This window comes from Kribbella koreensis, from assembly GCF_039525325.1.
Lineage (GTDB): Bacteria > Actinomycetota > Actinomycetes > Propionibacteriales > Kribbellaceae > Kribbella > Kribbella koreensis.
Genome location: NZ_BAAAHK010000013.1, coordinates 57,039 through 77,572, shown reverse-complemented (window position 1 = coordinate 77,572; position 20,534 = coordinate 57,039). Strand labels below are relative to the sequence as shown.

21 protein-coding genes are annotated in these 20,534 nt (G+C 68.3%); 9 read left to right on the top strand and 12 right to left on the bottom strand.

Annotated elements, in window-relative coordinates:
• Window positions 1-5: 5 nt before the first annotated feature.
• The gene (locus ABD116_RS24450) at window positions 6-287 is read right to left on the bottom strand and encodes a hypothetical protein (RefSeq protein WP_343974603.1); all 282 of its coding nucleotides are present in this window, start codon (window positions 285-287) and stop codon (window positions 6-8) included.
• Between the two features lie 223 nt (window positions 288-510).
• Between ABD116_RS24450 and ABD116_RS24445 the strand changes: the two genes are divergently transcribed.
• Both ABD116_RS24445 and ABD116_RS24440 read left to right on the top strand, forming a co-directional pair.
• The gene (locus ABD116_RS24445; protein WP_343974600.1) at window positions 511-1,008 is read left to right on the top strand and encodes a SigE family RNA polymerase sigma factor; all 498 of its coding nucleotides are present in this window, start codon (window positions 511-513) and stop codon (window positions 1,006-1,008) included.
• Between the two features lie 23 nt (window positions 1,009-1,031).
• The gene (locus ABD116_RS24440; RefSeq protein ID WP_343974598.1) at window positions 1,032-1,793 is read left to right on the top strand and encodes a hypothetical protein; all 762 of its coding nucleotides are present in this window, start codon (window positions 1,032-1,034) and stop codon (window positions 1,791-1,793) included.
• Here the strand turns inward: ABD116_RS24440 and ABD116_RS24435 are convergent.
• Window positions 1,790-2,464, bottom strand: coding sequence for a TrmH family RNA methyltransferase (locus ABD116_RS24435; protein WP_343974596.1), 675 nt, complete (start codon window positions 2,462-2,464; stop codon window positions 1,790-1,792). The genes ABD116_RS24440 and ABD116_RS24435 overlap by 4 nt on opposite strands.
• Window positions 2,465-2,497: 33 nt before the next feature.
• Here ABD116_RS24435 and ABD116_RS24430 point away from each other — a divergent pair, with 33 nt between their 5' ends.
• Window positions 2,498-3,187 carry a DedA family protein gene (locus tag ABD116_RS24430; protein WP_343976807.1) on the top strand — a complete coding sequence of 230 codons (690 nt, stop codon included), beginning with the start codon at window positions 2,498-2,500 and terminating at the stop codon, window positions 3,185-3,187.
• Window positions 3,188-3,191: 4 nt separating this feature from the next.
• Here ABD116_RS24430 and ABD116_RS24425 read toward each other — a convergent pair whose 3' ends face one another.
• From ABD116_RS24425 to ABD116_RS24400, 6 genes are all read right to left on the bottom strand, one after another.
• Complete coding sequence (locus ABD116_RS24425; protein ID WP_343974593.1) at window positions 3,192-3,596, bottom strand: hypothetical protein; 405 nt, start codon at window positions 3,594-3,596, stop codon at window positions 3,192-3,194.
• A 127-nt stretch (window positions 3,597-3,723) separates the two neighbouring features.
• Window positions 3,724-6,708 carry an AfsR/SARP family transcriptional regulator gene (locus tag ABD116_RS24420; RefSeq protein ID WP_343974590.1) on the bottom strand — a complete coding sequence of 995 codons (2,985 nt, stop codon included), beginning with the start codon at window positions 6,706-6,708 and terminating at the stop codon, window positions 3,724-3,726.
• A 281-nt stretch (window positions 6,709-6,989) separates the two neighbouring features.
• Window positions 6,990-7,775, bottom strand: a complete 786-nt coding sequence (locus tag ABD116_RS24415) for a LemA family protein (protein WP_343974587.1) — start codon at window positions 7,773-7,775, stop codon at window positions 6,990-6,992.
• A 65-nt stretch (window positions 7,776-7,840) separates the two neighbouring features.
• Entirely contained in the window at window positions 7,841-8,524 is a 684-nt protein-coding gene (locus tag ABD116_RS24410; protein WP_343976804.1) for a hypothetical protein, read from the bottom strand.
• Window positions 8,525-8,529: 5 nt separating this feature from the next.
• Window positions 8,530-9,078, bottom strand: a complete 549-nt coding sequence (gene pyrE / locus ABD116_RS24405) for an orotate phosphoribosyltransferase (RefSeq protein ID WP_343974584.1) — start codon at window positions 9,076-9,078, stop codon at window positions 8,530-8,532.
• 11 nt (window positions 9,079-9,089) lie between these two features.
• On the bottom strand, window positions 9,090-9,722 hold the full coding sequence (locus ABD116_RS24400; RefSeq protein ID WP_343974581.1) for a class E sortase: 633 nt from the start codon (window positions 9,720-9,722) through the stop codon (window positions 9,090-9,092).
• Window positions 9,723-9,832: 110 nt separating this feature from the next.
• Between ABD116_RS24400 and tdh the strand changes: the two genes are divergently transcribed.
• The 4 genes from tdh to ABD116_RS24380 all read left to right on the top strand — a co-directional run bounded on the left by tdh (window position 9,833) and on the right by ABD116_RS24380 (window position 14,036).
• Window positions 9,833-10,876, top strand: a complete 1,044-nt coding sequence (gene tdh / locus ABD116_RS24395) for an L-threonine 3-dehydrogenase (protein WP_343974578.1) — start codon at window positions 9,833-9,835, stop codon at window positions 10,874-10,876.
• Window positions 10,876-12,057 (top strand): glycine C-acetyltransferase, encoded by a 1,182-nt coding sequence (locus tag ABD116_RS24390; protein ID WP_343974575.1) that lies wholly within the window; start codon window positions 10,876-10,878, stop codon window positions 12,055-12,057. The genes tdh and ABD116_RS24390 overlap by 1 nt, the downstream gene beginning before the upstream one ends.
• A gap of 6 nt (window positions 12,058-12,063) precedes the next feature.
• A complete protein-coding gene (locus ABD116_RS24385; RefSeq protein ID WP_343974572.1) occupies window positions 12,064-13,149 on the top strand; it encodes a winged helix DNA-binding domain-containing protein in 1,086 nt (361 codons plus the stop codon).
• Between the two features lie 62 nt (window positions 13,150-13,211).
• The gene (locus tag ABD116_RS24380; RefSeq protein ID WP_343974569.1) at window positions 13,212-14,036 is read left to right on the top strand and encodes an aldo/keto reductase; all 825 of its coding nucleotides are present in this window, start codon (window positions 13,212-13,214) and stop codon (window positions 14,034-14,036) included.
• Here ABD116_RS24380 and ABD116_RS24375 read toward each other — a convergent pair.
• Complete coding sequence (locus ABD116_RS24375; protein WP_343974567.1) at window positions 14,033-14,902, bottom strand: LysR family transcriptional regulator; 870 nt, start codon at window positions 14,900-14,902, stop codon at window positions 14,033-14,035. The genes ABD116_RS24380 and ABD116_RS24375 overlap by 4 nt on opposite strands.
• A 224-nt stretch (window positions 14,903-15,126) precedes the next feature.
• Here ABD116_RS24375 and ABD116_RS24370 point away from each other — a divergent pair, with 224 nt between their 5' ends.
• Window positions 15,127-16,044 (top strand): LysR family transcriptional regulator, encoded by a 918-nt coding sequence (locus ABD116_RS24370; protein ID WP_343974564.1) that lies wholly within the window; start codon window positions 15,127-15,129, stop codon window positions 16,042-16,044.
• On the opposite strand, the gene ABD116_RS24365 is transcribed toward ABD116_RS24370, so the two are convergent.
• Window positions 16,045-16,416: a winged helix-turn-helix transcriptional regulator gene (locus ABD116_RS24365; RefSeq protein WP_343974561.1), complete on the bottom strand. Its 372-nt coding sequence runs from the start codon at window positions 16,414-16,416 to the stop codon at window positions 16,045-16,047.
• A 121-nt stretch (window positions 16,417-16,537) separates the two neighbouring features.
• Here ABD116_RS24365 and ABD116_RS24360 point away from each other — a divergent pair, with 121 nt between their 5' ends.
• On the top strand, window positions 16,538-17,398 hold the full coding sequence (locus tag ABD116_RS24360; protein WP_343974558.1) for an SDR family oxidoreductase: 861 nt from the start codon (window positions 16,538-16,540) through the stop codon (window positions 17,396-17,398).
• On the opposite strand, the gene ABD116_RS24355 is transcribed toward ABD116_RS24360, so the two are convergent.
• Complete coding sequence (locus ABD116_RS24355; RefSeq protein WP_343974555.1) at window positions 17,395-19,740, bottom strand: helix-turn-helix domain-containing protein; 2,346 nt, start codon at window positions 19,738-19,740, stop codon at window positions 17,395-17,397. The two genes, ABD116_RS24360 and ABD116_RS24355, sit on opposite strands and share 4 nt — an antisense overlap.
• On the bottom strand, window positions 19,737-20,504 hold the full coding sequence (locus ABD116_RS24350) for an SDR family NAD(P)-dependent oxidoreductase (protein WP_343974552.1): 768 nt from the start codon (window positions 20,502-20,504) through the stop codon (window positions 19,737-19,739). Before ABD116_RS24350 ends, ABD116_RS24355 begins: the two co-directional genes overlap by 4 nt.
• Window positions 20,505-20,534 lie beyond the last annotated feature (30 nt).

The following is a 20,534-nucleotide window of genomic DNA, read 5'->3' as shown; positions in this document are numbered from 1 at the left end:
GCCCCTCAGCTGGCGTGGCTCACGGGCGTCGGGAATTCGCGGCCGACTTCCTCGACCAGGGCAACGACTTCGGCGGTCTCCGCCTCGAGCAGCTTGAGCAAAGCCACCCGTGACTCATCACTGCGCGCCTCCACCGCGGCGGTGGAGATCGCTTGCACGGTGGCGACTTCGTGCACCAGCGCGCCCCAGATCTCTTCCAGCTGGGCGAGATTCGCCGGCCTGGCGATCTCCACCTGCGCGATGTCGCCGATCTCGACGGCCCGACGGACATGCAAATTCGAACTCATACTTCCCCCACGGTCGCACCTGACCCCGAACCAACGCATGCTGAAGCAGCGTCGTCCCCGCCCGAGTTGAGACTGACAACACCTCCAACGCGGGTCGCCACCCCGGGGTTACGGCCCCTGCGCAAACAACTTTTCCGGCAACTTTCTCGCGCTCAACCGCAACAAGACCCGGCCGCGGCCGCTCTTACTCCTTCGACAGGCTGTTACCGACGGAAGGGTGATCGTGAGTGCCGATCTCGAGGAGTTCAGCGAATTCGCCGCCGCCCGCGGCACGCAGTTGTTCCGGATGGCGTACCTGCTGGCCGGCGACCGGCACGCGGCCGAGGACCTGACCCAGACGACCCTCGGCAAGCTCTACGCGTCCTGGTCCAAGGTCAGCCGGGCCGACAACCCGGTGGCGTACAGCCGGACCGTCATGGTCCGCACCTATGTCGACTCCCAGCGCCGGACCCGGCTGGAGCGCCCGACTTCCGAAGTACCGGACAGCGGACGGTACGGCGAGGACACCGCCTTGCGGCTGACCCTCTTCGACGCGCTGGCCGAGTTGTCCGGGCGCGACCGGGCGATCGTCGTACTGCGCTACTGGGAGGACCACAGTGTCGAGGACACCGCCACCATCCTCGGCGTCAGCTCCGGCACCGTCCGGACCCGCAGCCAGCGCGCGCTGCTCAAGCTGCGCGAGCGCCTCGGCACCGACCTCAGCGAGTTGAGCGGGCGATGAGCCCGGAACCAGAAGGACCCCAGATGAGCTTCGAAACCGAACTCCGCGACCGCCTCCACGCCGGCGTCGACGACACTCCCGCCGACCTGGACCTGCTACTCACCGGAGGAGTTGCCTATGGCAACAAGCTGGTACGTCGCCGGCGACTGACCCGCATCTTCGCGGGCGCCGCGACCGTCGCAGTACTGGGCGGCGCCTTCGCCTATGCCAGCACGCTCGGCGGCCCCGCCACCATCGGCCCCGCCGCAACTCAGAGCACCGACGCCGTTCAGTCCAGGAAGGGGGCACTCACTCCACAGGCAGCGCTCGGGATCCTGCTCGAACTGCTGCCCAAGGATCACCCAGCAACCAACCTCCGCGGCGGCTTCGACGGGATGGGCACGGTGCGCGGGGTCTACACGACCGCCGACTACGGCAGCGCGACGCTGCGGCTCGAGATCGTCAAGGACGATGTCCCCCTGCAGTGCTTCACCAGCGACACCTACTGCAAGGTGACCACCCTGGCCGATCGCTCGAAGCTCCGGCTGCTGAACACGGAGATCGCCGCGACCGACAACGCCGGCGACGACCAGCAACTTCAGGCCAACCTGGCCCGGGCGGACGGTCTCAACCTCAACCTGATCGCGGTCAACACCGATCCGGCCCACCCCGCGATCACCCTCGCGCAACTGAGAGCGATCGCCACCAGCCCCCGCTGGCAACTCAAGCTCGACCAGGCCTTCATCGACAAGAGCGAGAAGCTCTTCCGGCCGCGGCTGGTCACCGAGCCTTCGGTGCCGAGCTAGGGCTGGATCTTCTGACCGAAGGTGTGGCGGCGGATCCAGGCGTGCATGGCGATGGCTGCTGCGGCGCTGGCGTTGATGGAGCGGGTGGAGCCGAACTGGGCGATCGAGAGGACGGCGGTGCAGATTTTGTGGGCCTCGTCGGTGAGGCCCGGTCCCTCTTGGCCGAAGAGCAGGATGCAGTCGGTGGGGAGGTCGTAGGTCTCCAGGGGGACGGAGCCGGGGAGGTTGTCGATGCCGATGACGGCCAGCTGGTGCTGCTCGGCGTACGCGGCCAGGTCGGCGAGCTGGGGGTGGTGGCGGACATGTTGGTAGCGGTCCGTCACCATCGCGCCGCGGCGGTTCCATTTGCGGTTGCCGACGATATGCACCTCGTGCGCCAGGAACGCGTTCGCAGTCCGGACGACCGAGCCGATGTTCAGATCGTGCTGCCAGTTCTCGATCGCGACGTGGAACGGGTTCCGCTGGGTGTCGAGGTCCTCGACGATCGCCTCCAGCCGCCAGTACCGGTACTTGTCCACCACGTTGCGGCGATCGCCGGCCGCGAGCAGCTCCGGGTCGTACCGGGGATCGTCCGGCAGATCGCCCTGCCACGGGCCGACACCGACCTCTGCGGTACCGACCAGGTCGGCTCCGACCAGGCCAGCGGCGTTGTCACGATTGGCTTCCTGCATGGGTGGGGACGCTACCCTGTCCGCGTGCTGACAATGGTCGCGATGCTGATGCCGAACTGGATGGACCCGGAATACCTGCTGAACTGGCTGGGTGACTGGTCACTCTGGGGCACGGCCGCGGTCGTCTTCATCGAGTGCGGGCTGCTGTTCCCGATCCTGCCGGGCGACTCGCTGCTGTTCGCGGTCGGCCTGTTCATCGCCCGCGGCAACATCGACGTCCCGCTCTGGCTGGCCTGCGTGATCCTCACCGTGTCCGCGTTCCTGGGCAACGTCTCCGGCTACTACATCGGCCGCGGGCTTGGCACGACGCTGTTCAAGAACCCGAACGCCAAGTTCCTGAAGCCGAAGTACATCGAGCAGACCCATGACTTCTTCGAGCGGTACGGTCCGCGCGCCCTGGTGCTGGCCCGGTTCGTCCCGATCGTGCGCACCTTCATCACCGTGGTGGCCGGGGCCGGCCGGATGGACCCGCGGAAGTTCTTCCTCTGGACCGGGATCGGCGCCGTCCTGTGGGCCAGCGGCATCACCCTGCTCGGCCACGCCCTCGGCAAGGTCAAGGTCATCCACGACCACCTCGAGTCGGCCCTGATCCTGCTGGTGCTGATCTCACTGGTCCCGATGCTGGTCGAGTTCGTGCTGGCCAAGCGGCGCGGCCGCGGCAGCGTCGCCGACGGCGTCGAGGCCCAGCTCGAGCAGCCCACCTCGCACCGCCGCAAGCACTGAGCAGTCAGTGCCCGAACGGAAAGTGCGGGTCTGACCAGACGTAGTCGGAGCTGAGCCCCGTCAGGTCTGTGGTGTCGACCTGACCGCAAGGCAATGGCCCGACCACCTGACCGGAACCGAGTGAACATGCCACCCGGATCCGGTCGGCCGCCTGGTACCAGACCAGCGCCCCCCGTGGCGCAGCCCCTTCGTGCAGCAGGGCGTGGTGGTCGAGCCATCGCAACGCGTCTTCCGGATCGTGCCAACCGCTGTCCTGGGCATAGCCGAACGCCATCCGCTGGAACTTCAGCGACCAGTCCTGCCAGGCCCCTGACCCCACCCGTTCCAGCTGCCAGCTCAGCGCGGCCTCTGTGTCCCGTGGGTTTGCCGCCCACTGCACAGCTCGGCCTTCCACAACAATCTCCCCCATGGGCCGTGCTCCCCCATCCTCCGGCCTGTGCCGTGGTGAGTAGAAGCTTGTCCTGGGCGCATACAGCCGCCGTACATTGCGCAATGTAACTACACAGGGCGACGAAGCCGTTGCGTAGAAGGCGAAATCAGCCGGCCGCGAGATCCGTGGTCAGCTCCGCCAGCGCGGCGCGAGCCTGGCCGGCCTTGGTGTCGTTGGCAACCAGCTGCCAGACGCGAGCCGCGCGGTCGAGGTACCGGCGGGCGAAGTCAACATTGTCGGCACTCGCGTACAGCCGGCCCAGGTCGTACGCCGCCTGTCCCTCGACACTGCGATCGCCGAGCCGGTGACCGATCGCGATCGCGTCCAGCAGCATCCGCCGGGCCGCCGCCTCGTCGCCGACACCGACGAACGCCTGCCCCAGCTCCGCTCGCCCGTACGCCGCGCAGTGGTCGTCACCCAGGCTGTTGAAGATCGCCAGGGACGCCTGCAACTGGCGCACCGCCTGGTCGTTGCGGCCCTGCTGCATCCGCAGCGACGCGATCCGGCGCCGGACCTTCGCCTCGCGGTGTGAGTCCCCGAGCCGTACTCCGAGCAGGAACGCCTCAGCCAGGTACCGGCCGGCGACGACCGTGTCGTTGCGGCTCAGCCAGATCGACGCGGCCGCGCTGCGAGCGACCGCCTCGCCGTTCTTGTCGCCGACCTCGACCAGCGCCTCCACGGCCCGCTCGTACTGCGCGAGGCTCTCGTCCGGCCGCCCACGTTCGCGCAGCCAGGTCCCGAGGCCGACCGCGACGATGCCGGCCCCCTGACGGTCACCGATCTCCTCGAAGATCGCAGCGCCCTCGGTGAGGTGCTCCCAGGCGACGTCCCAGTCGTCCCGGTAGATCGCGAGCTGGCCCAGGTTGCGACGGATGATCGCCTCGCCGCGCTGGTCCCCGCACGCGATCGCGCTGGTCAGGCCGGGCTGGTGCGACTCGTTCCAGTCGTCGTAGTACGCGCGCATGTCGAGGTACGGACCCCAGGCGGCCGCGATCCGCCAGGCATAGTCGTGCAGCCCGTTCTGCGCCGCCGCCCGGATGGCCGGGGCGAACGTGGACCGCTCTGCGTCGAACCAGGCGATCGCGTCGGACGGGGTAAACGGCTGCGGGTCGGGGGCGAGCAGTGGACCGGTGTGCTCGAGCGTGCCGAAGTACCCGAACGGTAGTGCCGCACTGGCTCGGCGGACCTTGTGCAGCAGGGATTCGAAGACAGTGCGCAGGTCCTTGATGGCCTGCGCCTTCTGCTCGTCGTCACCGACCCCGATGGCGTGCAAGCGGAGCAGGTCGTGCACGCGGTAGCGCGCAGTACCGTTTGCGTCGACCGTGCTGATCTGGACCAGGTTGACCTCGATCAGCCGGTCCATGCTGCGCCGCACCGACGCAGGCGTGGCGATGGTCTCCAGGATGCGGGCGGAGAACTCACCGACCGCGAAGTGGCCGATCAGCCGGTAGAGCCGAGCCTCCTCGGCGCTGAGCGCGTCGTAGCTCAGGTCGGCGCTGGTACGGACGGCGAGCTCGCCGATGCTCAGCTCATCCAGCCGGTGCGTCTCGTCGCGGAGTCGCCGAGCCAGCTCGGCCGGGCTGAGGTCCGGGCGCTGGGCGAGGCGGCTGGCGACGATCCGGATCGCAAGCGGCAGGTTGCCGCAAGCCTCGAGGATCTCGTTGACCGCCGCGGAGTTCGTGTCGACCCGGCCCACTCCTGCGACCCGCCGGAGCAGCTCGGCCGCCTCGCCGTCGTCGAAGGTGTCCAGCGGCGTACTGTCCGCGCCGGCCAGGTCCATCAACCGGTTCCGGCTGGTGATGACGACGGCCGACGCTCCGGTGCCGGGCATCAGCGGCGCAATCTGGCTCGCCGCGGCCACGTCGTCGAGGACGATGAGCACCCGGCGGCTGGCGAGCTCCGACCGCAACGTGGCCGACCGCCGCTCAGGATCAGCCGGTACTGCGGAGTCCGGCATGTTGAGACTCAGCAGCAGGTCGGTCAGCGCGGCCGCTGGATCACGCGGCTCGGTGGCGCCCCGCATGTCCAGGTAGATCTGCCCGTCCGGGAAGGATTCTCGGACCAGATGGCCTAGCCGGACAGCCAGTGAGGTCTTGCCAGTGCCCGGAGCACCCGAGATCACCGCGATCGGCGGGCGGACCGGGTCGCGGCCGCACACCAGGTCGCGCAGTTGCTCCAGGTGCTGCTGCCGTCCACTGAAGTCGGCCAGGTCAATGGGGAGCTGGCTGGGCGGCCGGTGCGGCTCGGTGAGCACTGGCGACGCCATGGGGCCGGTGGCGGGCTCCGGGGCAGCGGGTTGCGTCGTACGGGTTGCTGCTGGGATGCCGGGCTCGGGCCAGTTGGCGGAGCGGCCGTTCTCTGCACGGGCGCCGGCTGCTTGGAGCTCCGGGCCGGGCTTGACGTCCAGCTCGTCGGCCAGGGTCTGCACGGCTTTCGAGTAGGCCGCCCTGGCCTCACCGGTCCGCCCGGCGGCCAGTAGGGCGTCAACCAGTCGCCGCCAGAGCTGCTCGTCGTACGGGTCTTCGGTGAGGCGGCCGCTGAGCAGGACGGCGGCTCCGCTGGCATCGCCGTACTCAAGGCGCAGGTCGAGCAGGGTGTCGACCAGTCCCCGGTACTGCGCGTCGAGGCGAGCGATCGAGCCCTCCCACGCGGACGGGATGGTCAGGTCTTCGAGCGGGTGCCCGCGCCAGAGCGAGTACGCGCGCGACAGGACGAGCATGGCCTCGCGCTTGTCACCCGCGTCGCGCAGGTGACCACCCTCTGCGAGCAGGGACTCGAACAGGCTCGCATCGAGCTCATCGACGCCCACCGCGATGCTGTAGCCGGCAGCTGAGGTATCGATCGGGGCGACCAGTCCGGCGTCCTCCAGCACTCCGCGCAGGGCCCGGACGTAAGTACGGATGTTCGCCGTCGCCGAGCGGGGCGGATTGCCCTCCCAGAGCGCGTCGGCGATCAGGTCGGTGGAGACGAACCGGTTGGGGTGCAGCAGGAGCGTCGCGAGGAGCTGGCGCGGCTTACTGGCGCGTAGCGGCTGGCCCTGGACGTGAGCGAGGCGCAGAGGTCCGAGGATCTCGTACCTCAGACTGTCCACTTGCTCGCCCTCTCAACTGTTGGCCCGCCCCATGGTGTCATCCCGTCCGCCCCGCCGGGAAGGTTCGGCGGGTGCGATGTACGTCGCGATGTACGCGCGATGTATCCGGGCCGGGCATCGTGGTCTGCGGTACCGGGGGGAGGGCAGGCCCGGGGGCGACGAACTGACCGTCGCCGTCCCCGGGCCTGAATTCGGAACTGACGTTAGGACGCTGAGTACAGGCCTAGTGGGGGCACTGGCCGGAGGGAGGCTCAGCGCCCTATCTGACCGCTGGTGGCCGGTTACTGACCACCGGTGAAGGGCGGCTGGCCGTCCTGCGGACCGGGGGATCCCGCAGGCGGCCCGCCGACCGGGGGCTGGCCGACGGGGGGCTGGCCAGCCGGCGGGAACTGCGGCTGCTGGTACTGGGGCTGGCCCGGCATCTGCGGCTGGATCTGGCCCGACGACTGCGCGCCCGGCTGCATCTGCGGCGGCGCCTGCTCGCCCTCGACCGAGCCGATGGTGCCGAACGAGACCTGCGGGACCGCGCGGACCTGCTCGTCCTTGACCTCGAAGTAGCCGGCCTTCTCGAACTTGAACCGGCCCGCGATCACGTTCGACGGGAACGACTCGACCCGGGTGTTGTAGTCGCCGACGTTGGCGTTGTAGAACCGCCGGCCGGCCGCGATCCGGTCCTCGGTGTCGGTCAGCTCGCGCTGCAGGTTGAGGAAGTTCTGGTTGGACTGGATCTGCGGGTACGCCTCGACCGAGATCATCATCTGGCGCAGCGCGCCGGACAGCTCACCCTCCGCCGCCGCCCGCTGCTCCGGCGAGGCGCCCTGCACGTTCACCGCCTGGGTGCGCAGCCGGGCGACCTCCTCGAACACGTGCCGCTCGTGCGCGGCGAACGCCCGGACGGTCTCGACCAGGTTCGGGATCAGGTCGTAGCGGCGGTGCAGCTCGACGTCGATCTGCCGCCAGGACTCCTGGATCAGGTTCCGCTGCTTGACGAACCGGTTGTACGAGACCATCAGCGCGATGGCCGCAATCACGACGACCGCGACGATGATGACGATGACGAGGGTCATTTCCCTGCTCCCGAGTGTTGGCTGCGACTCGTTGCCGACTCTAACCGGATCGGGGGCCGGTGGAGTCAGTTGACGCGAGGATCGATGCCCGCGTAGTCGCGCCAGACGTACGGCGGGATGTTGTCGGTGACCAGATCGAGCAGCGCCAGCCGGTTCATCACCTCGCCGGGAGAGTGCGGGCCGGCGTCCCAGCCGATCAGTGAGTTGCCCTCGGTCCGCCAGCCGATCTCGCCGCGGGCGAGCAGCATCTCCATCATCTGCGGGTGGATCACGGCGTGCCCGAAGCGTTCGTCCTCGGCCAGCACGTGAAAGGAACGATTGAACTGCTCGCTCTCGAAATGCAGATCGCCGAAACCCAGCGCGTTGGCGACGGCTCCACCGAACAGACCCTCCTGGGTGACCTCCAGCCGTGGCAGCGCGGCTGGCAGTTGCATCACCACGACACCGAACTTGTGGGTGGTCGTCGTACGCCGGCCCTTGTGCGTCGTGTGGGTCTGGTAGCTGTAGTCGAAGGCAACGACCTGGCGGCCCTGATGGGCGCCGGTGAGGACGTTGCGGACCCGCCGGTGGTCGCCGGCCTGGAACGGCGTACCGGCCCATTGCCCTGCCAGGGCGTGGTTCTCCGGCTGGTAGCTGAAGCCTTGTCGAGCGGCGAAGGCAGCGAACGCCTCGCGGCGTTTCTTCGCGTTCAGGTAGTTGAGGTAGGCGACCCCGCCGCCGATCAGCAGACCGACGGCGATCACCACCACGATCGTCAAGAGTCGAGACCCAGCTCCTCGAGGCCGAAGACCGTGCGGTACTCCAGCCCTTCGGACTCGACCTTCTCCTGAGCACCGGTCGCGCGGTCGACGATCACCGCGACGGCGACCACCTCGGCGCCGGCCTCACGCAGTGCCTCGACGGCGGTGAGGACCGAGCCGCCGGTGGTGGAGGTGTCCTCGACGGCGAGCACCCGGCGGCCCTTCACGTCCGGGCCCTCGATCCGGCGCTGCAGCCCGTGGGTCTTCTCGGCCTTCCGGACGACGAACGCGTCCAGCTTGCGGCCCTGCTGGGCGGCCGCGTGCAGCATCGACATCGCCACCGGGTCCGCACCCAGCGTGAGACCGCCGACGGCGTCGTACTCGAGGTCCGCGGTCAGCTCGAGCAGGGCCGGCCCGATCAGCGGCGCCGCCTCGGCGTCCAGCGTGATCCGGCGCAGGTCGACGTAGTAGTCGGCCTCCTTGCCCGAGGCCAGCGTGACCTTCCCGTGCACGATCGCCTTGGTCTTGACCTGGTCCAGCAGCGCAGCGCGATCAGAAGTCATGAGGCCGCAGCTTACTTCTTGTCCGCCTTGACCAAGTGGCCGAAGGCAACGCTGCGGTCCGGGGAGTGGAAGAGGTCCTGGCAGGTGGTCAGGGTGATGATCGAGCTGGTCGGCGTCTCACGGGGCTTGCCGGGGACCGGTTCGAGCACCCAGTTGTCAGTCGGTTCGACGGTCAGGTCGCGGGGCGAACCGTCCAGTTCGTAGGTGTAGACGGTGTCGGCGGTCTCCACGATCACCTGGTCGCCCTTCTTCAGCTCCAGCAGCTTGCGGAACGGCGAACCGTGGGTGACCCGGTGCCCGGCGACGGCGAAATTGCCCGGCTCCCCCGGCATCTGCGTCTGCGGATAGTGCCCGATCCCCTTGGTCAGGTCGCTCTTCGCGACTCCTTCCACGACAGGCTTCTCCCAGTCCTTGCCGAGCTTGGGGATCCGCAGCAGCACGATCGGCGTACCGGCCTCGGCTTGTGCGGCCGGTGGTTTCTGCGCGGACGGCTGCCAGTCGTCGTGCAGGTCGCGCTTGAGGTCGTCCATCGCGTGGTTCGAGGTGATCCCGGTCCCGAAGTACTGCCACCCCACCCACCCGAGCAACCCCAGCCCGGCCACCAGCAGGACGACTCCCAGACCACGTACAACGCCCCGACCCATGACCCTAAGTATGCAGATGAGCTGTAAAGGCTGTGCACGTCGTGTCGATGGACGTGGGTGGTTGCGCGGGACGACGATGTGCTGAGCAACCACTTTCTGGAGGTACGCAGGTGAAGGCGCTGGTCAAGGCCGAGAGCAAGCCGGGGCTCTGGCTGCAGGACGTCCCCGAGCCGCAGATCGAGGCGGACGAGGTACTGATCAAGGTCAAGCGGACGGGTCTGTGCGGGACCGATCTGCACATCCAGAGCTGGGACCCCTGGGCGCAGAAGAACGTGCCGGTACCGATGGTGACCGGCCACGAGTTCTGCGGCGAAGTGGTGGAGATCGGCGCGGGCGTCCGCGACGTCGCCGTCGGTGACCTGGTCAGCGGCGAGGGTCACCTCGTCTGCGGCCGGTGCCGCAACTGCCGGGCCGGCCGTCGCCACCTGTGCATCAAGACGCGCGGCCTCGGCGTACACGTTGCCGGCGCTTTCGCCGAGTACGTGAAGCTGCCGGCCACCAACGTGTGGGTGCACCGCGACCCGGTCGACCTCGACGTCGCCGCGATCTTCGACCCGTTCGGCAACGCGGTGCACACGGCGCTGTCGTTCCCGGTCGTCGGCGAGGACGTACTGATCACCGGCGCGGGACCGATCGGCATCATGGCCGCCGCCGTCGCGCTGCACGCCGGCGCCCGCAACGTGGTGATCACCGACCTGTCCGACTACCGCCTCGACCTGGCCCGCAAGATCGGCGTCACCCAGGCGGTGAACGTCCGGGAGCGGAGCATCGCCGACGCGCAGCGCGAGCTCGGTATGCGCGAGGGCTTCGACGTCGGGATGGAGATGTCCGGCCAGCCGGCCGCGCTGCGCGACATGCTGGCGAACATGAACCACGGCGGCAAGATCGCGATGCTCGGGCTGCCCGCCGACGAGATCGCGATCGACTGGGGCACGGTGGTGCTCAACATGCTGACCATCAAGGGCATCTACGGCCGGGAGATGTTCGAGACCTGGTACTCGATGTCGGTGATGCTGGAGCGCGGGCTCGACCTCGGCCCGGTGATCACCCACCGGTTCGACTGCACCGACTTCGAGCAGGCCTTCGACGTGGCCCGCGGGGGCGACTGCGGCAAAGTGATCCTGGACTGGACCAACCTGGAGGAGAAGCACTGATGTTCGGCCGGATGCGCGACGACCTGACCACGACGATCGGCGAGATCCGCGACGCCGGGCTGTACAAGTCCGAGCGGGTGATCAGCTCGCCGCAGAACGCATCGATCTCGGTTGCCTCAGGCAACGAGGTGCTGAACTTCTGCGCCAACAACTACCTCGGCCTGGCCGACCACCCCGAGGTGATCGCGGCCGCTCGCGACGCCCTGGACCGGTGGGGTTTCGGGATGGCGTCGGTGCGGTTCATCTGTGGCACCCAGCAGATCCACAAGGACCTGGAAGCTGCCTTGAGCGACTTCCTCGGCCAGGAGGACACGATCCTCTACAGCTCCTGCTTCGACGCCAACGGCGGGCTGTTCGAGACGCTGCTCGGCGCGGAGGACGCGGTCATCTCCGACGAGCTCAACCACGCCAGCATCATCGACGGGATCCGCCTGTCGAAGGCCAAGCGGTACCGGTACAAGAACCGCGACATGGCTGATCTGGAAGCGCAGCTGAAGGACGCGGCCGACGCGCGGTACCGGCTGATCGCCACCGACGGCGTGTTCTCGATGGACGGGTACGTCGCCCCGCTCGACGAGATCTGCGACCTGGCCGAGCGGTACGACGCGCTGGTGATGGTCGACGACTCGCATGCGGTCGGCTTCGTCGGGCCCGACGGCGCGGGGACGCCGTCGCTGTTCGGAGTACAGGACCGGATCGACGTACTGACCGGCACCCTCGGTAAGGCGCTCGGTGGCGCGTCGGGTGGTTATGTGTCCGCGCGGCGCGAGATCGTCGAGCTGCTGCGTCAGCGATCCCGGCCGTACCTGTTCTCCAACTCGCTGGCGCCGTCCGTCACCGCGGCCTCGCTGAAGGCGCTGCAGCTGATCGGCGGCTCGACCGAGCTGCGCGACCAGCTCACCGCCAACACGAAGCTGTTCCGGACCAAGATGACCGAGGCGGGCTTCGACGTCCTCCCGGGCGACCACCCGATCTCGCCGGTGATGATCGGCGACGCGGCTGAGGCGGGCCGGCTGGCCGAGAAGCTGCTCGAGCTCGGCGTGTACGTGATCGCCTTCTCCTACCCCGTCGTCCCGAAGGGCAAGGCGCGGATCCGCACCCAGCTCTCGTCGGCTCACTCGACCGAAGACGTCGAGCGGGTGGTGGCCGCCTTCATCGAGGCCCGGGCTGCTCTAGCCTGACCCTTCATGAACACTCTCAGCCCGCGGGCCATCAACCGCGCGACGCTCGCCCGACAGCTCCTGCTGGAGCGCAGCGACCTCGGCGTGGTCGAGGCGGTCGACCGGCTCGCGGGCATGCAGGGGCAGGAGCCGAAGCATCCGTACGTCGGGTTGTGGTCGCGGCTGAACGGGTTCGCCGACACCGATCTGACCGCCGCCGTTGAGGCGCATGAGGTCGTGCGGGCGACGTTCTACCGCGGCACGCTGCATCTGGTCACGGCTGATGACTACCTGCACTTCCGTACGACGCTCAGCCCGATGCTCGAAGCGGGGCTGAAGCTGCTCGGGGACCGGGCCAAGGGGCTCGAACCCGACAAGGTGGCCGCCGCGGCACGCCAGCTCCTGGCGGTCGAACCGTTGACCTTCACCGAGGTGCGGGACGCCCTGCAGGCGAAGTTCCCGGACGTGAACGACCGGGCGCTCGGGTTCTGCGCACGGATGCTGGTGCCACTGGTCGTCGCGCCGTCCGAGACTCGCTGGGGATGGACCGCGAACGCGCGGTTCACACCGGCCGAGCAGTGGATCGGTCGGAAGTTGGGCCGGAAGGTCGTGCCGCAGGAGCTGGTCGTCCGCTATCTGGAGGCGTTCGGTCCGGCCACGTCGGCCGACTTCCAGACGTGGTCCGGGCTGCCGCGGGGGAAGCAGCTGTTCGACTCCATGGACCTCGAGGTGTTCAAGGACGAGAACGGCAAGGCGCTGTACGACGTACCGGCTGCTCCTCGGCCGCCGGAGGACTTCGAAGTACCGGTTCGATTCCTGCCGGAGTTCGACAATCTGCTGCTGGCACACGCGAAACGCCAACGAATCATCGCCGATGAGCACCGTCCGGCCGTCTTCACGAAGAACCTGCGAATCAAGTCGACCTACCTGGTGGACGGGTTGGTCGCGGGGCTGTGGACGGCCGAGAAGAAGCGTGGTGTGGCCACTCTCACCCTGACGCCGTTCGGTAGGACGCTGAAGAAGACCGCGACCGAGCTGGAGCGCGAAGGCGACGCTTTGTTGCGGTTCCTGGAACCGGATGCGAAGACCTACGAGCTGGTTACGGCCGGTTGATGAGGTTGTTGTCACACGTCGGATGACTGTGCTGGAGCGCTCTGTGCCAGTGGAATGGACAGATGAGCACAGTCCCCATGATCACCCTGGACAACGGCGTCGAGATCCCGCAGCTGGGTCTGGGGGTCTGGCAGGTCGAGGACGCCATCGTCGAAGGCGTCCTCGAGGCGGCCTTCGCGGCCGGCTACCGGCACATCGACTCGGCCGCGGCGTACGGTAACGAAGCAGGCGTCGGCCGGGCGGTCGTCGCCTCCGGGCTGCCGCGCGACGAAATCTTCGTCACCACCAAGCTGCAGAACGAGGACCAGGGCTACGACTCGACCCTGCGGGCGTTCGACGCCAGCATGGACCGGCTCGGCCTCGACCACGTCGACCTGTACCTGATCCACTGGCAGTCGCTGAAGAAGGACAAGTACGTCGAGACCTGGAAGGCGTTCCAGCAGCTGTACGCCGACAAGCGGGTACGCGCGATCGGCGTCTCCAACTTCCATATCCCTGCCCTGCAACGGTTGTTCGCGGAGACCGACCTGCGCCCGGCGGTCAACCAGATCGAGCTGCACCCGCATCTGCCACAGGACGAGCTGCGCGCGTTCAACGCCGAGAACGACATCGTCACCCAGGCGTGGAGCCCGCTGGCGCAGGGTGGGCTGGTGAACGATCCGACGCTGAAGGCGATCGGCGCGAAGTACGGCAAGACACCTTCGCAGGTGGCGATCCGGTGGCACCTGCAGCTGGGCAACGTGGTGCTGCCGAAGTCGAAGACGCCGAGCCGGATCGCCGAGAACATCGACGTGTTCGACTTCGCGCTGGACAACGAGGACATGGCCTCGATCGCCGATCTGGAGACGGGCGTACGTACGGGTGGCGACCCGGATCTCGTCGACTAGATCAGTTGCAGGAAGCGTCGTAGTACGGGCGAAGGATTGTCCGGCGACCAGGCCACGCAGAGGTCCCAGGGCGGCAGGTCGTCGGACAACTCGCGGTAGACGACCGCGCCCGGGTCGATCTGTGGGGTCGGCGCGATCAGCAGCGACACCCCGAGGCCGGCGGCGACCAGCGACACGATCGTCTGCACGTCGGCAGCTTCCTGCGCGATCCGGGGCGTGAAACCTGCTTGCTCGCAGTGGCCGACGATCGCGTCGTGGACGGACGGGCCGGTCGCTCTGGTGTAGAGCACGAAGTCGTCGCCGGCCAGCTCCTGGAGCCTGATGCGTTTGCGCTTGGCCAGTGGGTGTTTGGCCGGAAGCGCTGCTACCAGCGGGTCTTGGGAGATCACCCGCCGGCTCAGGCCGTCGCTGCTTCCGGGGAGCGGGCGGTAGAGGCCGACATCGATGCGGCCTTCTTTCAATGATCTGGTCTGGCGGATCGTGGTCATCGTCTCCAGATCGAGTACTACGTCCGGCTGCGCCTCGCGGAACGCGCCGAGCAGTCGCGGCAGCGCCTCGAAGGTGGCTGACTGGACGAACCTGAGCCTCAGCGTGCCGAGCTCGCCGCGATGCACCCGCTGCGCGTCCCGCTTGGTCAGCTCGGCCTGCTTGAGCAACTCACGCGCTCCCCTGAGGAAGGTTGCGCCGGCCGCCGTCAGCACGAACCGCTTCTTCACCCGGGCGAACAATTCCACGTCGAGCTCTCGCTCCAGCGCCGCGATCTGCCGGCTCAGCGACGGCTGCGTCAGATGCAGCTTCACCGCCGCCCGCCCGACGTTCAGCTCATCGGCGACCACGACGAACGCCTCCAGCAACCGCAGGTCCATGCTCTACATCATGCGCTTCCCGTATGAACTCTGGCTATTGTTTTCATTGGACGCATGATCATTGCTTACCTAGCGTCGAGGTATGGATCCCTTCACCATCAGCATCGTCCGCAACGTCGCCAAGTCCTCCCGCTCCGGGATGGCCGACGCTCCCGTAGTACCGGACAAACCCAGGCGCCGGCGCCGCTCTCGCCCCTCCGCACCGTTGTGCGAAGCTGACCCCCGTGATCGAAGTACGCCGGTTGCGAGTCCTGCGAGCGCTTGCTGACCACGGCACCGTCACCGCGGCCGCCGAGGTCCTGCACCTGACCCCGTCGGCCGTCTCCCAGCAACTGGCAGCCCTCGAATCCGAAGTAGGCCAGGAACTCCTCGAACGCCGCGGCCGCCGGGTGGCCATCACCTCCGCCGGCCGTCTCCTCCTCACCCACGCCGACCTGATCCTCACCGAGGTCGAACGCGCCGAAGACGCCATGCGCCTGCACGCCGACGGCACCACCGGCGAGGTCCGCATCGCAGCCTTCGCCACCGCCATCAGCCTCTTGGTCGCTCCCACCCTGCCGGTACTGCGCGAGTCCGTCCCCGGCCTCCGCCTCTCGGTCAGCGACGCCGAAGGCCACCAAGCGATCGCCCGCCTCCTGGACGGCGAGATCGACCTCGCCATCGCGGTCGAACACCGCGGCTCCCCCCGCCCCGACGACGAACGCCTGGCCCGAATCCCCTTGTACGCCGAGCCTTTCGTCGCCGTAGTCCACCGCTCCCACCCCGTCGCTCTTGCCGACGCCGTCGACCTGACCACCCTCTCCACCGATGACTGGGTGATGACCTCGGTCGGCAACCCGATCCGAGACGTAGTCCTCCTGGCCTGCGAACAAGCCGGCTTCCAGCCCCGGGTAGCCCACACCTCCGACGACTTCCGCTCAGTAGCCGCCCTGGTGGCCGCCAACGCGGGCGTCTCCTTGGTCCCCCGCCTGGCCATCGCCGACTACAACCCCGCCGACGCCGTCCTACTCCCCCTGATACCCCCCACCCCAGTCCGCCGAGTCTTCGCCGCCACCCGCAAAGCCCGAGCCGGCCACCCCCTGATCACCGCCACCATCACAGCCCTGCAAAAAACCGCCACCACCCTCCCCGTCACCTTCTAGCTAGACGCGGGCGTCGTCGTACGTGGCGTTGGCTTTTTGTACTTCGGGGACTTTGGACTCGACCCAGTGGGCGAGGGCGTGGACCTGGGTGGCCACGTCCTGGCCGAGAGGGGTCAGTGAGTAGTCGACGCGGGGTGGGATGACGGGCTTGGCGTCGCGGAGTACGAAGCCGTCGCGTTCCAGGGACTGGAGGGTTTGGGCGAGCATCTTCTCGCTGACCCCGCCGACGTGGCGGCGCAGCTCGCTGAAGCGGTACGACCGCTCCAGCAGCGCGGCGAGGACGAGGACGCCCCAGCGGCTGGTGACGTGTTCGAGGATCGCGCGGGACGGGCAGTCGGCCCGGTTGACGTCGGGGACGAGGGTCTCGGTCATGGCGGTTTCTCTTTCGCTTACCTGAAGATCAGTACCTTACTTTGAAGTGGGTACTTTAATGAAGACAGTACCCATCATAAAGTTAGTGACACCAGAACTTCTAGCGGAAGCGACACCAGATATGAGCATCGTCATCACCGGCGCCACCGGCCAGCTCGGCCGTCTCGTCATCGCCGACCTGCTGGCCGCGGGCGTCCCCGCCGACCGCATCACCGCGGTCGCCCGCAACGCGGAGAAGGCCGCCGACCTCGCGGCCCAGGGCGTCAAGATCGCCGTCGCCGACTACGACGAGCCGGCGAGCTTCGCCGGCGTCTTCGGTGCCGGCGACCGCGTCCTGCTGATCTCCGGCAGCGAGCCCGGCCGACGCATCCCCCAGCACGCGGCGGTCATCGATGCCGCCAAGGCAGCCGGCGTCGCCCAGCTCGCCTACACCGGCATCTTCGGCGGCCCCGCCAACAAGATGCTGCTCGGCGCGGAGCACCACGCCACCGAACAGCTCATCCGCGAGTCCGGCCTTCCGTACACGTTCCTCCGCAACAACTGGTACTCCGAAATGGCAGTCCGCGACCTCCCCGCCGCCATCGAGAGCGGCGTCATCGTCAACAGCGCCGGCCCGGATGCGCGCCTGGCCACGGCCACCCGCGAGGACTACGCCGCCGCGGCTGCCGTAGTACTGACCACCGACGGCCACCTCAACGAGGCCTACGAACTCGGTGGCGACACCGCCTGGACCTTCACCGAGTTCGCCGAAGAACTCACCCGCCAGACCGGCAAGCCCGTCGTCCACCAGTCCATCCCCAACGAAGAGATCCTGGCCGGCCTCCAGTCAGCCGGCATCCCCGCCGACTTCGCCAAGGTCCTGGCCGACATCGACGTCCAGACCACCGCAGGCGCCCTCTCCGCCACCCCCGGCACCCTGACCAAACTCATCGGCCGCCCGACCACGCCCATCGCCACCACCATCACCAAACTGCTCAGCTAGAGCAAGTCGCGGATCTCGTCGGCGGCAGGATCGGCAACCCGGTCGTAGAGCGTGATCGCCTGCACCCAGTGCCTTCGGGCGGAGTCTGGCCGACCGAGAGTCGCGTCGATCGTGCCGAGGCGGCGGTGCAGGTCGGCTTCCCGGTTCTCCCGCGGGGAGCGGATTGCGATCGGGAGGGCCAGCTCGAAGTACTCGCGAGCCCTGGTCAGATCACCACGCTGTTGCCAGGCGCGGCCGAGATGGTCGAGGGCACTGAGTTCGAGCATCCCGACCCCGTCGGCGCGGGCCCGGTCCAGTACGCCGGTCAGCATCGCCAGACCGCGCTCGTACTGACCGGACTCGACCAACGAGAACCCCATGTAGACAAGCTGCATGGGCGGACCGTCTCCGGCGCCGCCGGCTCGGCGGATCGAGAGCACCCGGTCGAACGCGGCCCGCTGTCCCGCCAGGTCTCCGGTCGCACCCGCCACCACTCCGGCCACCAGATTGGCCGACGGCGCCAGCGATTGATCAGTCAGTCCGGGCAGCAACGCCATCATCTCGGCGCCCACGCCGACGGCGTCGGCCGACCTGCCGATCTGAACCAGGGCGTAGGCCAGATCGAGCAGGCAAGCGAGAACCTGCCGATCGTCGCCACGGGCTCTCGCCAGAGGCAGGGCCGCTTCCAAGCAGCCGACCGCCAGGGCGTACTGATCCAGCGAGGCGTACATGTAGGCCAAGCCGAGCAGCAACCGGTCGTCCAGCTCGTTGTCCGGCTCGTCGAGCGCCCCGAGCACCGCCAGCAACAGGTCACGCGCTTCGGCGTAGTGCATCCGTACCAGCGCCAACCGGTGCATCCCCCAGGCCATCCGGGCGGCGGTCAGCCGGTCCTGGCGATCGCCCTCCACCGCCGTCCGGATCAGCCGGGCGAGGTTTCCGAGCTCGCTCGTCAGCCAGTCGGCCGCGGTGTCGCCGTCGGCGATGTCCCGGGCGCCCGTCGACCATGTAGCCGCCTCAGGCGGCGAGTACCGGCTTTGCAACTCGCTCGAACGCCACAGCATCGAGGAGTAGCAGCTCAGCTCACGCCGCCAGATCGCCTTGCGCTCCTGAGCTGCCAGCGTGGCGACGGCGCGCTGACGGCCCACGTCCCGGACCAGGTCGTGCATGCGGTACTGGTACAACGCTGGTGTCTCCAGCAACTGCACGTCGACCAACCGCTCCAGCAGTTTCTCCGCATCGTCGAGCGAGAGCTCCAGCACCTTCGCCGCGGCTCGCAACGGGAATCGGTCACCGTCGAACAGCGCAAGCACCGCAAACGCTTCCGCACAGGCGGAGTCGCCAGGTCGGTTGCTCTCGGCAAGCGCTTGGACCGAGAGCCCGATACTCACACCGACACCGGCAGCCGGCCCACTCAGTACTGCGAACCGCCCGCCGTCATCGGCCAACAGCCTGGCCAGGACAGACAGGCCACCAGGGTTCTGACTGCTCGGATGGCCACCGGCGATGCGGACGGCCAGCGGCAGCAGTCCACAGCGCCTCACCACCTCGCGGGCCGCTTCCGGATCGCTGCGAACTCTGTCATGGCCCACCACCTCGCCCAGCAGCCGGAGCGCCTCTTCCTCGCTCAGCACCTCCAGACCCAGGTGCCGAACCCCGGGCAACGCAGTGAGCGGGATCCGGCTGGTGATCACCACCGCGGACCCCGCAGTTCCCGGGATCAGCGGCAACACCTGCTCCAGGCTCGCCGCGTCGTCGAGGAGAACCAGGACGCGTCGCCCCGCGAGGGCCGTACGGTAGCGCCCGACTGCCATCTGAACGTCGTCGCGGTCTCCGCTCGGCGGCACACCCAGAGCTCGCAAGAGGGTCGCCAGCGACTCCGCGCTACCGACTGGGGCACTGCCACCGCCCAGGTTCAGGTAGAGCTGCCCGTCGGGGTAGTGGTCCGCGACCGAATGGCAGGCCTCGACCGCGAGCGCTGTCTTGCCGACCCCACCCATCCCGCCGACAGCCGAGATCACGACTCCTACCGAGTCCCCGGCCTTTCCCAGCAGGCTGCACAGCTCGCCCAGCTCAGCAGTTCGCCCGGTGAAGTCGACGAGCGCAGGAGGTAGTTGCTGCGGTACGCCGGATACTTTGCCGGGTGTCCGGCTCGCGGCTGCACTCAACTGCTCCGCCTCGGCCTGCGAGAGGGCAAGCGCCGAGGTGAGCTGAGCGATCGTCGTCAACCGCGGGTGACGACGGCGGCTGCCTTCCAACGCCCGGATCGCTTCGGTGCTCAGGTCCGCGCGGTAGGCCAGCCCTTCCTGAGTGAGGCCGGCCCGCGCCCGAAATCCCTTCAGCAGATGGCCGAAGGAGACGGTCATGCCCGCCGGCGGCCGTCCAGGCCGATGGTGGAGATTCGGGCGATCAGGGTGCGGGGGATGTAGCGGATGGCGGCGACTATGAGTTTGTAGCGGCGGGAGGGGATTGAGATGGATTTGCCTTGCATGAGGTCGGTCCAGGCGGCGTCTACCAGGTCGGCCGCGTCGAGCCAGAGGAAGGACGGGATGATGGTTTTGTCCATCTCCATCCGCTCGTGGAACTCGGTGTGGACGAAGCCGGGGCACAGCGCCATCACGGCGACGCCCTTGGAATGCAGCTCGATCGCGAGGCCGGCGGAGAAGTTGGTGACCCAGGACTTGTGGGCGCTGTAGCTGCCGCGCTGCATGAAGCCCGCCACCGACGACACGTTGACGACGGCGCCGGAGCCGCGCTCGATCATCGGCAGGACGGCGGCGTGGGTCAGCCGGAGTACGACCCGGGTGAGCAGGTCGAACTGCTTCTCCTCGACCTCGATCGGGTTCGCCCAGAAGGGTTTCTTCTGGCCGAAGCCGGCGTTGTTCACCAGTACTTCGATCGGGCCGGTCCGGAACCGCTCCTCGACCACCGCGAGCTGGTCCGGCTCGGTCAGGTCCGCCGCGATCACCTCGCAGGCGACGCCGTGCAGCGCGGTGAGCTCGGCGGCGGTCTCCTTCAGCCGGGCCTCGTCGCGGGCCACTAGGACCAGGTCGTACCCCTCGAGCGCGAGCTTGTCCGCGAAGGCCCGCCCGATTCCGGCGGTGGGTCCAGTGATGAGCGCGAAAGCCACAGCTTCGTCCTCCCGTCGATGACGCTGAGC